The 14700-nt window shown below is 33.9% G+C and carries 11 protein-coding genes and 3 pseudogenes; 2 read left to right on the forward strand and 12 right to left on the reverse strand.

The features are described from left to right. Positions 1–60: 60 nt before the first annotated feature. From rpe to ABWU65_RS04270, 6 genes are all read right to left on the reverse strand, one after another. Positions 61–741: a ribulose-phosphate 3-epimerase gene (rpe, locus tag ABWU65_RS04245; protein WP_353280342.1), complete on the reverse strand. Its 681-nt coding sequence runs from the start codon at positions 739–741 to the stop codon at positions 61–63. 154 nt (positions 742–895) lie between these two features. Continuing rightward, positions 896–2371 (reverse strand): N-acetylmuramoyl-L-alanine amidase, encoded by a 1476-nt coding sequence (locus ABWU65_RS04250; protein ID WP_353280343.1) that lies wholly within the window; start codon positions 2369–2371, stop codon positions 896–898. 74 nt (positions 2372–2445) lie between these two features. After that, entirely contained in the window at positions 2446–3285 is an 840-nt protein-coding gene (locus tag ABWU65_RS04255; RefSeq protein WP_265025223.1) for an EndoU domain-containing protein, read from the reverse strand. 37 nt (positions 3286–3322) lie between these two features. Next, positions 3323–4510 (reverse strand): phosphoglycerate kinase, encoded by a 1188-nt coding sequence (locus tag ABWU65_RS04260; RefSeq protein ID WP_265025439.1) that lies wholly within the window; start codon positions 4508–4510, stop codon positions 3323–3325. Positions 4511–4589: 79 nt separating this feature from the next. After that, the gene (gene glyA, locus ABWU65_RS04265; protein WP_353280345.1) at positions 4590–5867 is read right to left on the reverse strand and encodes a serine hydroxymethyltransferase; all 1278 of its coding nucleotides are present in this window, start codon (positions 5865–5867) and stop codon (positions 4590–4592) included. Then, positions 5839–7074 (reverse strand): MFS transporter, encoded by a 1236-nt coding sequence (locus tag ABWU65_RS04270; RefSeq protein WP_007302244.1) that lies wholly within the window; start codon positions 7072–7074, stop codon positions 5839–5841. Before ABWU65_RS04270 ends, glyA begins: the two co-directional genes overlap by 29 nt. A 388-nt stretch (positions 7075–7462) precedes the next feature. On the opposite strand from ABWU65_RS04270, the gene ABWU65_RS04275 reads away from it, so the two are divergent. After that, positions 7463–7975 (forward strand): hypothetical protein, encoded by a 513-nt coding sequence (locus ABWU65_RS04275; protein WP_017531946.1) that lies wholly within the window; start codon positions 7463–7465, stop codon positions 7973–7975. A 16-nt stretch (positions 7976–7991) separates the two neighbouring features. Here ABWU65_RS04275 and ABWU65_RS04280 read toward each other — a convergent pair whose 3' ends face one another. From ABWU65_RS04280 to hemE, 3 genes are all read right to left on the reverse strand, one after another. After that, positions 7992–8309 carry a DMT family transporter gene (locus ABWU65_RS04280; protein WP_010403511.1) on the reverse strand — a complete coding sequence of 106 codons (318 nt, stop codon included), beginning with the start codon at positions 8307–8309 and terminating at the stop codon, positions 7992–7994. A 48-nt stretch (positions 8310–8357) separates the two neighbouring features. Continuing rightward, the gene (locus tag ABWU65_RS04285; protein WP_052264894.1) at positions 8358–9551 is read right to left on the reverse strand and encodes a pyridoxal phosphate-dependent aminotransferase; all 1194 of its coding nucleotides are present in this window, start codon (positions 9549–9551) and stop codon (positions 8358–8360) included. 438 nt (positions 9552–9989) lie between these two features. Further along, positions 9990–11006: a uroporphyrinogen decarboxylase gene (gene hemE / locus ABWU65_RS04290; protein ID WP_007302249.1), complete on the reverse strand. Its 1017-nt coding sequence runs from the start codon at positions 11004–11006 to the stop codon at positions 9990–9992. A 402-nt stretch (positions 11007–11408) separates the two neighbouring features. Between hemE and ABWU65_RS04295 the strand changes: the two genes are divergently transcribed. Then, entirely contained in the window at positions 11409–12227 is an 819-nt protein-coding gene (locus ABWU65_RS04295) for a transporter associated domain-containing protein (protein ID WP_007302250.1), read from the forward strand. A gap of 198 nt (positions 12228–12425) precedes the next feature. On the opposite strand, the pseudogene ABWU65_RS04300 reads toward ABWU65_RS04295, so the two are convergent. From ABWU65_RS04300 to ABWU65_RS04310, 3 pseudogenes are all read right to left on the reverse strand, one after another. Next, positions 12426–12737, reverse strand: a pseudogene (locus ABWU65_RS04300) (transposase); the annotation flags it as partial. Between the two features lie 20 nt (positions 12738–12757). After that, positions 12758–13614: pseudogene (locus ABWU65_RS04305) on the reverse strand (IS630 family transposase). Positions 13615–13690: 76 nt separating this feature from the next. Next, positions 13691–14574, reverse strand: a pseudogene (locus ABWU65_RS04310) (IS256 family transposase); the annotation flags it as partial. Positions 14575–14700 lie beyond the last annotated feature (126 nt).

Below are 14700 nucleotides of genomic sequence, written 5' to 3' on the forward strand. Positions count from 1 at the left end.
GGATAATAGGAATTTTTAAAACTGACAAGATAACAAAAATGGTTTGTGTTATCTGTAGGGTTATAACGAAAGATTTTTAAGATCGTTTACAGCCTTTTTCATGTCTTCAGCTTTAAATATTGCTGATCCAGCAACTAATATATTTGCACCTGCTTTTATTATATCAGCTGCGTTAGAAAAGTTAACTCCACCATCTACTGAAACTTGTGTTTTAAGATTACGGTTCTGTATCATTTTCCTCACGGTAGATATCTTACTCAACTGCGAATGAATAAACTCCTGTCCTCCAAATCCAGGATTGACTGTCATAATTAGTACAATATCTAGCTCATGTATTATATATTCAAGCACGCTTGGAGAAGTTGAAGGAACAATTGAAACTCCAACTTGTATTGTTTTTTTTGTATGATTTATGTCTTTGTATGATTTTATCTTTCTTACTAGCCTCTCAAGATGTATCTCTGCTTCTGCATGTATAGTGATAATATCAGCACCAGCATTTATAAAACTTTCAATATGGTTACCAGGAGATTTAATCATTAAGTGTACATCAAAAGGAAGATTGCTATATTTACGTATCGCAGAGATAACATTCGGACCTATTGTAATATTTGGAACAAAATTTCCATCCATAACGTCTATGTGTATATAATCTACATTCAAGTCGCTAATTCTTTTTACTTCCTCTCCTAATTTTGCAAAGTCTGCTGAAAGTATAGAAGGTGCAATTTTAATACCCATAGACTACTTTTTACCAAAAATAAAAAAAGTAACTTATTTTTTAAACTCTGTCATCCCAATACTATATTAATCCTCATTTAGAAATTTTTGTATCCTTCCAGATACATGTGCCTTTATTTTTCTCTGCCCATTCATCTTGCCATCGTAATACTCATTAGACTTCTTTCTTCGCCTCTTCTAAATATTCCAACACAGTTTCATGTAGCGCAGTCCAAGACATTTGCCTTTCCATATTCGGTATAAATTTTTGTTTCCAAGTGTCCTTAAATTCTTGAAACCACTGCTTCTCAAAGTTTTGGAAATCAGATAAAACTTCTGACCTAAATCCATTAATTAAATTCGAAACTTCTATAGCCTTTTGAGGGCTTATAGACTTAAAAGACAATATTTCATTCTTTAAAACATCTAGCTTCTCAAATGAATTAAGCTTAAATGGAATATAAAGCGAGGATCTTATATTATACCTTAGATAAGAGTCGTAATATAGCTTAATCTTGTACATGAGCGTAGCAAATGCACTAGAAGAAATACTATTTTCATATTCTGCAAGAGAAGATAATAAATGCTTGTAATCCTCTTCATTCAAAAATGGTGGTTGTAAACTTGATTCAATTTTATTATTAAAAGATGTGAATCTGTTGAAAATACAATTGCCATATTCGCTTAAAAATTCAGGCAAAATATCTTCCTGTTCTAATTTTAGAGGCAAGTCTTTTCTAATCTCTTTCGGCAAATGATGCATTGAAAACTGATTAATAACCCACGCAAAATTCTCATCAAACTCATTTGAGTAATTAGCATTATTGTCAGGAAAAATCATATTACCTTCCCTATCATTCCAAGGCAGTATTTTATAAAAAAAACCGTTTAACCTTTTTTTTAATTTCAAAATATTTTCACTCTTATCACCTACCTTATACAAAACCTCATTTACTTTTTGTTCTGCGTCTTGAGGACTGATTCTATCACCTATATGCAATCCAATACCACTTTTCTCTAATAACTCCCAATCAAATAACTTATGTGGATCAGGCTTACGCATTGCGTAACCTTCAATTGCTGAGTTGTACACTATAGTGCCTATCTCAGCGTGACTAAATATCATATCTTTTCTAATCTTAAAGCGCTTCATGAGGTACAAAATCAGATCTTTGACAGATTTCATTTGCTCTTCTGGAAAAGGCTCAAGCCCTGTGTTTACAATCTCTATACCTATAGAATAATCATTCAGTTTTCGTAGCTCTTCAACCACATTATCTACTTGAACTTTCGCATAACTTATACCAGCATGCCATGCTCGTTTTTCAAGTGGAACCATCAGAGTAATGCTACCATCTCTATCAACAATAAGCTGTACTGATATCCCTGAAGAATTTAATGCGTATTTTGTACTTTTTAATGTTGGTGATTCGGTATGGTGCACCACCACCATCAACACTTTTTTGCCTTCTCTATCATCATAATTTAAACTCGGTGCAGGATCTAAAAATATTGGATTTTTTAATGATGTTTTCAAATCTTGAAAATCGTTCTCAATATCACTTAAACAAGATTGTTGTCCATATAAAAGAGGCGCTACAAGCAGCAACAGAAATAAAACAGACAAACATTTTTTTACTATAAGTTTCATGTAGCTCTACAAATTGCCCTTAATATAACTAAATTAGCATAACACACATAAAATGTTTACTTTTTTTCAGCCAATCAAGACTTGCTACAGCTACAATTAATACTCTTATCATTACATTTTGGTGTTAAGTCAGGATAGAATGTGAGTATAGCGTCATTCTTTCTCACAAACACTGATTGATAATTGGCATCTTCCATTTTATACAGACACATTCCATCTTCTCCCAATTCCTTAAACGCCTTAGTTGCAGAAACTAAAATATCATCAGCATGAAGGTTATGTGCATACCCATTTGGGCACTTAACTTTTACTTCTCCACCCTTACCTAAGTATTTCATTCCAAACGTGTAAACAGGTGGCTTAATATCTAATTTATTGCACAGAGATTTATTACCCCAAATTGCACCCGCCCACTTATTTTCTTGAGCTTCAACATATCTACCTACAAAATGCATACCACCAAGTCCCAATCTATCTGGTTCACCACAAAAAATATGTCCAAATCCTATAGTTTCTTTCTCAACTCCGCTATTTGTAAACCAAATCTTAGTCAATTCATCTTTAAACAACCCCAAGTCTGCACTAGGTGTAATCACCTGATGATCAAGCTTATCGTATATCCTTTTCACCACTTCTTGATGCTGCGGACAATCAAGCAAAATTCTGAAATCTTCTTCATCAGGCTGTGTTCCCCAATCTCCACAAACCCTTAACACTCCTCTATCAAAATCAGTCAACTCTGGAAGTGGTGGAATATAGTCTGGATCTGAAGAATCTGTTTTGAAAAACGGCTCAAAGCCAATTTGTGAATTTGCATCATTGAGATAATGCTCCTTAATGTAAAAAACAAATCCTATTACTGGTATTATTAAGCACAAGATTAACTTAGCTATTTTCGACATAATCATATTCATAAAGAAGCTAGGGTATAAGCAACAACTTAAAAAAGTTTTAATCTAATGTTGATCGCAGTCCTGGCATCTCATCACCACTTAGCCAACTTAAAAACGCTCCCCCACCAGTTGAAATATATGTAAAATCTTTATCGGCAAGACCTGCAGTATTTATTGCAGATAGACTATCTCCTCCTCCTATTACACTGGTTAATTTTCCTTCGTGTGTCAAATCACTTACTACTCTCATCACCTCTACTGTACCATTTGCAAAAGCTGAATGTTCAAAAACACCAATAGGTCCGTTCCACAGCAGAGTTTTACTGCTTGCTATTATACCGCTTATTGTGCTTAAAGTTTGAGGTCCGATATCTAAAATTATATCATCATCCAAAACGGATTCGGTTTTTCTTAAAACGCCAGTGCTATAATCAGAATTTACTGCAACCAAAACGTCTTCTGGCACAACTATTTTGCAATTGTTTTTATTTGCCGTCTCAACAATATCGTGCAGAAGATCATCAACGCCATCTTGAAAAAAAGACTTGCCTACATTAACTTTATTAAATAACAAAAAATTATTAGCAATTGCGCCGCCCAGAATAAGGTAATCAACCTTTTCTGCTAGCTTTATAAGCATTTTTATTTTAGTTGATATTTTAGCTCCACCAACTATCGCAGTAATAGGTTTAGCGTCAAACGATATAGCTTGCTCAAGATACTTTAGCTCATCTTGCAAGCAAAATCCTGCATAAGAAGGTAAAAATTCCGTAATGCGTGAAATAGAAGCGTGAGCTCTGTGAGAGCAAGAAAACGCATCATTTATATATATATCTGCTAGAGATGCTAATTGTTTAGCAAAATTTGAATCATTCTGCTCTTCTTCTTTATAAAACCTCAGATTCTCTAGTAATATTATATCTCCTCCATCCATCGCATTTATTGCTCTTTGTACTCTCTCACCAATACAATCATCAATAAATTTCACTTCTTTGCTTAGCAGCCGCGATAAAGTTTCAACTACGTTTTTTAGCGATAAGTTACTGTCTTTGGCTTTTGGACGCCCAAAATGTGAGATAACAATAACTTTTGCACCCGCATTTGCCAAATACTGAATGGTAGGTAGCGCTCTCAAAATACGAGTGGCATCACAAATTCTTCCATTTTTTATAGGAACATTGAAGTCAACCCTGAGCAGAACATTTTTATTGTGAAAATCACAACTCTCTATGCTAGGTACATTTATCATAAAATTAAAGAGCTATAAAATCACTATACAATAGTTTAATCCAAAGTAAAGGAAGGAAATTCCAATGCTAAATAAATTAATAAATAGGAAAATTACTACAAATACTTTCAACTTTATTTTTCACTGCTTTTTCAACATCAGGGCTATTTCCATCAATTAATCCCTGAATTATTTCATTTATCAGATCAGCTATCTCTTTAAAATCTTTTTTCTCAAGTCCGCGTGTTGTCTCAGCAGCGGTACCAAAACGGAGCCCTGAAGTAATGGTTGGTTTTTCTGTGTCAAACGGCACGGAGTTTTTATTGCAGATAATGCCAGCTCTTTCAAGGCTATTCACAACGTCTTTTCCAGTCAATTTCCGTGATCTTAAATCAACTAGCACTATATGAGAGTCAGTGCCACCGGTTATAATGTTCAGCCCATGCCCTTGCAGCGCTTGAGCTAACACTTTCGCATTTTCTACAACTTTTTTACTATAAGTTTTAAACTCTGGCGCTAATGCTTCCTTAAATGCAACAGCTTTTGCAGCTATCACATGCATAAGTGGCCCACCTTGCAATCCTGGAAAAACTGCAGACTGAATTTTTTTATGTAACGCTTCATCATTTGTCATTACCACTCCACCACGAGGACCACGTAGAGTCTTGTGAGTTGTAGAAGTTATAATATGCGCATATTCAGCAGGTGATGGGTAACAACCTGCAGCAATAAGCCCTGAATAGTGAGCAATATCTGCAAGCAGATATGCACCAACTTTATTCGCAATTTCACGAAAGCGCTCGAAATCTATTTTTCTTGGATAAGCAGAAGCACCAGCAATAATTAATTTTGGTTTATGCTCCAGCGCTAGCCTTTCCACCTCATCCATATCAAGCAGGTAAGTGTCTCTATTAACTGTATACTGAATCGACTTAAACCACTTACCAGAAAGGTTTGGTGCTGCACCATGAGTTAAATGTCCACCGCAGTTCAGTGACAATCCAAGTATTGTATCACCCGGAGTAAGTAGTGAAGCAAACACTGCTTGATTTGCCTGAGAACCAGAGTGAGGTTGAACATTTGCAAATTTAACATTAAACAGCTTACAAAGCCTTTCTATAGCCAGATTTTCAACTTCATCTACATACTCACAGCCACAGTAATATCTTTTACCAGGATAACCTTCTGCATATTTATTAGTCAGAAAAGAACCCTGTGCTTCCATCACTGCTTTACTTGCAAAATTCTCCGATGCAATCAATTGCAACTGCGATCTTTGACGCTGCAGTTCCTTCTCTATAGAGAGATAAACTTCATTATCACAAGACTTTAAATTATTTTCAGAGTTACAAATCCTTTCTGAAGCAATTGTCATAAGACCTTTTCCTTAACCACATAAATCCAAAAACAGCCAAAAGCAAACATACAGGAATAATTGATATTGCTTTTACTAGTAACTCAGTACCATACACAGGATTTCCTTGTATTACCGTTCCATTCCAACATAAGTCTATTATTTTTGCAATTCCAGTATGAAAAAAATAGCCAAAAACCATAACTATCATGTTTGATACAGCTGTGGCTAAGCCTACCAAGTTATTGTTTACATAACTTATTGCCTTGTAAATAGTAATTACCTGATACCCAGATGCAAAGCCGATAACAAGAAGTGTAGGTAATGCAATATATAAACCGCCAAATTGTGTAAAAAGCAAGAGGAAGCTAGCGATCATTGCAAAAGAACACGCAATAATCACCTCGTAATGTTTGTCTGGATACTTCTCCAGTAAATAAGCGAGAAAGAATGATCCAGCTCCCATACCTATAAACATGAGAGAGGAAAGTGAAGATGCCAAATCTCCGGTCATTTGATATGCTTCACATAAGAACGCTTTTGCCCAACCATCAGCAAAACCTTCTAGTGGCCCAACCATCAAGCCCCCAAAAAAGCTGATTAGAATGATATGTTTATTGAAAAGTACAGTTTTTAAATCTTGAAGTATGTTGTCATTTCTACTCTCCTCTATGTTAGAATTTGGCGTTATTAAGAATAAAAGTAGGGCGAGCAAGCAACCAAACGCTGAGAAAGTGTATATAACATAATTCCAACCAAATTTATTGAGCAAGAAGTCTAGAGGTAATCCACCATAAATAGCTCCCAGTAACCCTATTATTATAGATAAGCTAGCCATCCTTGCTGATTTTTCTTGTGAAAAATACATGCTTGCAACTTTGAAAAGCCCAATTGCTGAAGCAGATGACCCAACTCCAACAATCATTCTACCAAGTATTGAGTAATACCACTGATCAAAGCATATTAGCGGCAATGTTCCAGCAAATGTTAAGACAATACACGCAGGTAAAACAAACTTTGGCCCAAATCTATCAAGGGCAAGACCAACAGGTATGTGAGCAAGCGTATAGCCTATATAATATAGCCCACCAAATTGACCAACATCTGTAATACTTATGTTAAATTTTGTTATTAATTCAGGCGCGATTATATTTGGAATTACACGCAATATATACTGGTATGCATAAAATAGTGATGCTAGCAACCATATGAAAAAGTTTCTCTGCAATCCTAATATTACCTAAAAAACAGAATTATAGGTATTTTATCAGCAAGGAGCAACACTTTTGTAAATAGCTACTCTAATCCGAGTATCTTTCTTAAAAGAGACCTTTTAGCATATCTATAACTGGTTCATGGATAAGGTATATGAAAAAAATTATACCACAGATGATAAGGATTTTTATAATTTTACCCTTGTTCATCTTAAGCTTTATTTTTTTTACTATAAGTTTTAGTTTTGTTACAAAATTCATTTTACTTACGCTTTTATTTCGTGATACCGATTATACTTTAAATAATATAATTTTTAATGAAATTCAGTATCAGAAACGCTGTAGTTAACTAAATATTAACCTTTTTGTGTGTAAAATATAATATAAAAGCAAGGTGAGTGAATGAACATAGGTACAATAGACAATACGCTACAAAACTACATAACAAAATACATTGAACAAACATTTGCCGCACACACAGGCAATAGATACGACAAGTTATACAGGGAACTTTTAAGTAGCACAGAAGAAATAATAAAACTTACTGTAAACGAAGCAAAACAATATGATAAAAGCCTAGAAGAACTACATAACAATTCAATATTTCACGATAAGAAATTTATTCAAGCTGTTGCTAAACACCAGATATTAGAATTTCTGAATACTCATCCAAAGAAGAAAGAAATCGTTGCAGAATTTAAAAATGAACATCATATCAACGAAAGCGATTTAAAAATTTTAAAGGAAGGAAAAGATTTAATGAATAAAATAAACGATATTAACTTAATTCAACAAAATGAGAAAAATGAAACATTGAACATCAGAAAGGTACTTGCTAAATCAATAGGAATGCCCTCTTCAAGAACCGAAAAATCCAAGGCAACTTTAGTAGAAAGTCCTGAGATGGTAAAATAGACGTACTTAACTTTTCCTAATTGGAAAATACTTTTAATCCTATAATACCCAGCACTACCAAAGCAAGGGAAAATAAACGCCCAAAATTTACTGGGTCATTAAAAAACATTATTCCTATTATCGCTGCACCTATAGAGCCTATACCAGTCCAAACTGCATAAGATGTTCCAAGGGGGATAGACTTCATTGCTAACGATAGCCAGTAAAGACTTACAGAACCGCTAACTAAAATAATTACTACAGGTATAACACGAGTAAAGCCATTGCTATATTTCAGTGCTGTGGTCCATATTATTTCAACCAAACCAGCTAATAGCAAATATACCCACGCCATAAATCAACTCTATCTTACTGAAATATTATACATAAGAATATTAAAAAGTTAACTTAGCATTTCACATGCTTTAATAATACTATTACATCCAATTTCTAATTGTTCCTGAGAGGTTGCATAAGAAATTCTGATAAAATTTTTCAGACCAAACGCAATTCCTGGAACAACAGCAACTAAATGGTCTTCCAACAAATATTCAGCAAAATCAAGATCACTATTTATTACTTTACCACTTTTCGTGCTCTTACCCAATAAACCTTCACATGCGACAAACAAATAGAATGCACCTTGTGGAATAGATGCTGACAATCCTGAAGCAGAATTTAGCTTTTTTACTACAAAATCTCTACGATCCTTAAAGATTTTTGTTCTTTCTTTCAAAAAACTATGATCACCGTTTAACGCTTCAACTGCTGCTGCTTGTGCTATTGAATTTGGGTTAGAAGTACTTTGAGACTGCAGTGTAGAAATAGCTTTTACTATATCACTCCTACCTGCAATATAACCTATTCTCCAGCCAGTCATTGCATAGGCTTTTGATACTCCATTGACCACAAAAACTCTATCATAAAGTTTTGGCTCAACCTGAGCAATGGTAAAAAACTTTTCGTCGTATACTATGTGCTCATAAATATCATCTGTAACAACATTCACATGTGGATGTTTAAGCAATACTTGCGCTATGCTTTTCAATTCATCATATGTATAGACAATTCCTGCTGGATTATTTGGTGAGTTGAGAATTAACCACTTAGTTTTCTCAGTTATATTGCTTTCCAGTAACTCCGGTATCAGCTTAAAGTTTTGTTTGCACCCTACAACAACTGGCAGTCCGCCAAAAAGACTTACCATATCAACATATGAAACCCAATAAGGAGCTGGTATTATAGCTTCATCCCCAGGGTTAATTGTTGCCATGAACAAATTGAATAACACCTGCTTAGCACCAGCACCAACACAGATTTGGCTAAGTGTGTATTCTAGAATGTTATCCCTTTTTAACTTATTGATTATCGCCTCTTTAAGCTCACGCGTTCCATCAACAGCAGTATATTTAGTTTTGCCTTCATTTATCGATTGAATAGCTGCCTTTTTTATATGATCTGGAGTGTCAAAATCCGGCTCTCCCGCAGCTAAAACGCAAATTTTCTTTCCTTCGCTTTTTAATCTGTTTGCCTTATCGGTCACAGCGATTGTAGGCGATGGTTTTATCAGAGACATCCTCTTTGCAAGGTCTGACATAATCTCACTAAAGTTAAATAAAAATGATAAACTCTACACAACAAAAAAGCTAGAAGTTTTATTATTTTACATAAAGGTTGGTATTTTTGTACTCTTAAATATATTAACTATAGATATTAAAAAGCTTAATAAATTTAAAAAGGCAAATAAATCCCCGTATAGCGAGTTTTGACCCTATAATAATGTAAATTGGCATTGTAATAATGTGCTAACGCTTAAAATAAGCGCGATTTGGCTGAATGTAGAAAAAATAAAAAAGACATGCAGCCGCTATAATTTTTTGTAACCTGCCAATAGATATCTGAGTTTTTTTACTGAATTTTGTCGTTGAGCCCAAAAACAAGGATAAATACTCTTATTGCCATAATAAGGAAAGTGTAAAGATTTGTCAAGTAAGGTTTTCATTCCACCCTCATAAAGGCTTTTCATACAAGAGTTTTAGTAGTTTCTTACTAGGTCCACTAATGCAGCAATATTTTCAACCGGAGTATCAGGAAGCACTCCATGTCCAAGATTAAATATAAAAGGTAACCCTCTAAAACAATCTATTATACGCTTTGCTTCTTCAATTGCTTCTGCCTTATTGTAGGCCAAAAGACTAGGATTAAGGTTCCCTTGCAGAGGAATTTTTAGATTTGCTTTCGCCCATTCTATTGGAACATTATAATCTATACTTACTGCAGATACACCTGTTTTCTCATAGTAATCCTTATAAAGATTTCCAGCAGAGCGTGGAAAACCTATTATAGGAAAATCAGGAAACTTATTCTTTATTGCTGAAACAATTTCCTTTGTTGGCTTGATTACATACCTTTCAAACAGTTCTCCCTGCAATATACCAGCATTGCTGTCGAATAACTGAATAACATCTGCTCCAAACTCTATCTGTTTGATTAGATAAATAATTGTCGCTTCTGTTATTTTTTTAATTACTTCTTCTAGTTCTAGGGAACAGAAATGTAATACTTTAGAAAAAGTTTTACTACTACCACCCTCTATGATGTAGGAAGCTACCGTCCACGGCCCTCCAGCAAAGCCTATAAGGGACTTTTCCTCTGATAATTGGCTTCTTACTTTCCTGATGGCATTTAAGATTGGAAAGGTTTTAGTTTCAAATTCTTGTGAATTTTTTAACTCCTCAGAGCTTTTCACAGGTTTTATTATTGGACCCACACCGCGAACAAAATTCACATCACAACCTAAAACGTCAGCTATTATTAAAATGTCTGAAAAAATTATGGCTGCGTCCATATCAAATCTTTTTATTGGCTGTAGCGTCAGCTCTACCACTAAATCTATGCTATAGCATATCTCCATGAAATTACTCGTTTTTTCTACGGCTTTGCGATACTCAGGAAGAGATCTACCAGCCTGGCGCATTAACCAAATAGGTACTTTTTCATTTGGCTTATTCTGCTTAATAATTCTTACTATCGCTGGTTTGTTGCTTTCCAATCTATTTTATCTACTTTTTTCTATACTAAAGTATAGTAGTAATAATAGTTCTATCAATAAATTGTTATTAACTTAAAATTCAGTAAAAATTATTGTTACTTAACTTGTGGATAAATATGTTAATAACTTCTATATACTATTGATTTTGCCTTGTAATTTATGTGTATAAGTAAGATATTTATAATGTTAGTAATTTTCTTTTACGGAAAATACTTTACTATCATGTATTGTTACACAATTATGTATATGTCGTTGAGAAAGTTGTTGATCAATTGTTAGTATTTTATATTAACAAATAATTCACAAATTAATTTGACATTATTCACATGCTTATTAAACATTTAATAACAGTTTTCTTGATAGACCTTATCTAAAGATATTTTCACCATTAAAGGGAATAAATTGAATAAGAAAAGAACTTTAGTAGAAAAAATAGCATACAAAATTTTTTTCTTTCTCTTCAACAAAACTTCTGTGTTAAAAAAATGTGCGACTGAGGCATTAATGGGTGATCTGTCAGGTCTTGACATACTTAATAGTCTATTAAAATTCCGTGATTGTAGTATCATGGATATAATGACTCCACGTAAGGAGATATGTGCAATAGACATTGAATCGAGCAAGGATGAGGTAATAAAGAAGGTGAAAAACACTTACCATGCTAAGATACCAACTTATAAGAATAACTTTGACAACGTAATAGGCTTTTTTTACGTAAAAGATATCATTTTCAATAAGAATAAAGATTTTAATCTGAGAAATATTATACAAAATGTAATATTTGTCCCAGCCTCAATGAAAGCAACAAATCTTTTTGTTAGAATGAAATCTTCCAAGTCATATTTAGCTATTGTACTGGATGAATATGGCGGAACTGATGGTTTAATTTCGATAAATGATCTTATAGAAGAATTGATACCAAATATTGATAACGAGAATGAGGTAAATTCAGAACACACCATTACTGAATTATCTCAAAATAAGTTTGAAATATCGGCAAGGGCCCTTATAAAGGATATAGAGGAAAATCTAAAAATAGAGTTGTGTGACTCTGAAGAGCATTATGCCACACTTAGTGGTTTGGTTCTTTCAATTGCTGGTAAGGTACCTTCTGTAGATGAAGTTATAAGATATAAAAATGGTATAAAATTTATCATCAAGGATGCAAATGAACGATACATTAACAAAATAATACTAGACTTAAGTGATTACAAAAATTAAATTCAATATTTTTTAGTGAAAGGTACTTTATCTTGGAAGTAGGAGACATAGTAGCCAGGTATGCAATTTAAACAATTTCTTAATATACAAAAGTTTGTAGTTCTATACGTTACTGTTTGATAATTAAGGTGGGAATAGTTTTTTTGGTATAAAGTTATAAAAATTAGTTGTTTAAATATTTTTAGCGATCTGTAACTTTCAAAAAGGGAGTGTTAAATAAACTGTGTCAAGCCGCATTTTTAATTCAACCCTACAAGAAAAAAAGATATCAAGTTGAGACATAGTCAAAGCCCAATCATGTATAGGCATAGCCCATTTTTCTCCTAACTTTTTTATAGCACAATATACCTGTTCATAGAAGGCATTTGTGCTAGTAAATGAGCCCTTAGTTTTAGTAAATTTTCTGATCTGTCTATGTAACCCTTCAATAGGATTTGTGGTATAAATTAATTTTCTTACAGGGCCGGAATATTTAAAATAACTAGACAGATTTTCCCAATTATTTTCCCAAAACTAAAGTATAGCTGTTCTCATAATAGTGGAAACAAATGAAGAAAAGCAGAATCGACAGCTTGACGAAAAGATTTAAAAAGAGGAATGTTTTTCCTGGCTCTGTTTTTTATAGCAAACCAATGATGCTCAATTTTATTGAAATCTGGAGAATATGGAGGCAGATACAGAATGTCTGCACCAACCCTTTTGGCAAATTCGACAATCTTTTTAGACTTATGAAAAGTTGCATTATCTAAAATCACTGTTTGTCCAGGCTATAAAGTTGGTGCCAGAAATTGCTCGAACCAGCCATTAAAAACCTCTGTATCACAATAGCCTTCAAACGTCATAGGTGCAACGATTTTTCCCTTATTTAAAGATGCAATCATGCTAACTCTCTGAGTTTTCTTGCCTGATTTTAGTGCATGAAACCTCTCTCCCTTTCTGCAATATCCGTATGGGTAATCTTCTGTATTGTCTATACCAGATTCATCAATATATACCAAATTTTTAGGGGACTCTGCCGATATGACTTTCAGAAATTCAGCTCGTTTTTCTTCGTTTCTTTCTTCATATCCATAAATCTTTTTTTGCGTGTAAATCCAAATTTTTTTAGAGCTCTATGAATCGTTTGACGACTTATATTGCCCCAGAGTTTGGCCACCTCTGATTGTGTTTTACCGCCGTGCTTTTTTATAAATTCTACAAATGCATTCCAATCGGTGATTTTATGATTATAGCCTCTATTTCCCAGTTTCTTCGATTCCTGTTTCTTTCCGCCTTTTCTCCCATTTGTACAATGTCACTCTACCGATTTTGAACCTCTTTGCTACTGCTGTTTTACTCTCTCCTTCATGGCTTTTTTCCCTAAGTCATAACTGTATGCTGCTGGCACTTTTACCTTCTTATTACCCTAAGTCTCTATTTTATCCTGTTTCCACTATTATGAGAAGAGCTATATATTTTTCTCACCATTTTTCCTCTAGCTCAAGCAAATAATTTTCGGCAGTTTCTCTACTTGCAGCACGGTATATTTTTTTCAAATCATTCATGAAAATTTTCACATCTTTGCTCGATGCATATTTCAGTGAATTTCTTATCTGATGTACAATACATAGTTGTATTTCTGCTTTAGGAAATACACTGTTTATTGCTGTAGGAAAGCTTTTAGCCCATCTACACATACAATCAGGATATCTTCTACTCCTTTCTCTTTTAAGTCATTTAACATCCCTAGCCAAAAGTTAGCTCCCTCACTTTCTGCTATATAAAAACCTAAAACTTCTTTCCTTTCATTCTGCTAATATATTCTACATGTATTTACTTACGCAATGCCTGTCTTCTTTGACCTTAAAAAACATAAACACTATTGGATACACTGATTGCAGTGGACGACTACGCCACTCATTGATTACAGGCAATAATTTATCAGTAATACTTGATATCTCTGCTACAGATATTTTATATCTTTTCTACATGCGACGCTATATCTCTATATACCATGCCACTGGCATATACTTAAAACCTTTGCTTCAAGTTCGGTTGTTTGCCTTTTTCTGACTACTTGTGGCTCAAAGCTTCCTTCCCTATCCCTTGGTGTCAATAACTCAAATGAACCTACACTTGTCCGTAAAGTCTTTGAATTTCTTCAATTTCTTCGGTTATTTTCTTCGCTTTTAGCCGACAAGTGATTTTTTATTTCACCTTCCAGACTCGATTCCAGTAGCCTTTTTACAAACGGTGTTAATGCACCATCTCTTTCCGTCAATGGTCTTCCTTCTCGTATAGACGATAAGATATTTGTTTCTAATTCTTTATAGTCTACCAAACCGGTAGTTCTGTTTGCTTGACTCATTGTCAAACCTCCATTTTTTGTTTCTATTTTATTATTACTTCTCGGTTTGATACAGTTTATTTAACACTTCCCTAAGTACGTAAAAAAAACACTCCTATACTGAAAGTACAAGCATTTGTTGAGATT

Origin of the sequence: Wolbachia endosymbiont (group B) of Silvanus unidentatus, assembly GCF_964028615.1 — a bacterium.
Classification (GTDB): Bacteria; Pseudomonadota; Alphaproteobacteria; order Rickettsiales; family Anaplasmataceae; genus Wolbachia.

Excerpts from the sequence above, each read along its gene's own strand:
- rpe (WP_353280342.1), bottom strand. The coding sequence starts at position 741 with ATGGGTATTAAAATTGCACCTTCTATACTTTCAGCAGACTTTGCAAAA.
- ABWU65_RS04250 (WP_353280343.1), bottom strand. The coding sequence starts at position 2,371 with ATGAAACTTATAGTAAAAAAATGTTTGTCTGTTTTATTTCTGTTGCTG.
- ABWU65_RS04255 (WP_265025223.1), bottom strand. The coding sequence starts at position 3,285 with ATGAATATGATTATGTCGAAAATAGCTAAGTTAATCTTGTGCTTAATA.
- glyA (WP_353280345.1), bottom strand. The coding sequence starts at position 5,867 with ATGACAATTGCTTCAGAAAGGATTTGTAACTCTGAAAATAATTTAAAG.
- ABWU65_RS04275 (WP_017531946.1), top strand. The coding sequence starts at position 7,463 with ATGAACATAGGTACAATAGACAATACGCTACAAAACTACATAACAAAA.
- ABWU65_RS04280 (WP_010403511.1), bottom strand. The coding sequence starts at position 8,309 with ATGGCGTGGGTATATTTGCTATTAGCTGGTTTGGTTGAAATAATATGG.
- ABWU65_RS04285 (WP_052264894.1), bottom strand. The coding sequence starts at position 9,551 with ATGTCAGACCTTGCAAAGAGGATGTCTCTGATAAAACCATCGCCTACA.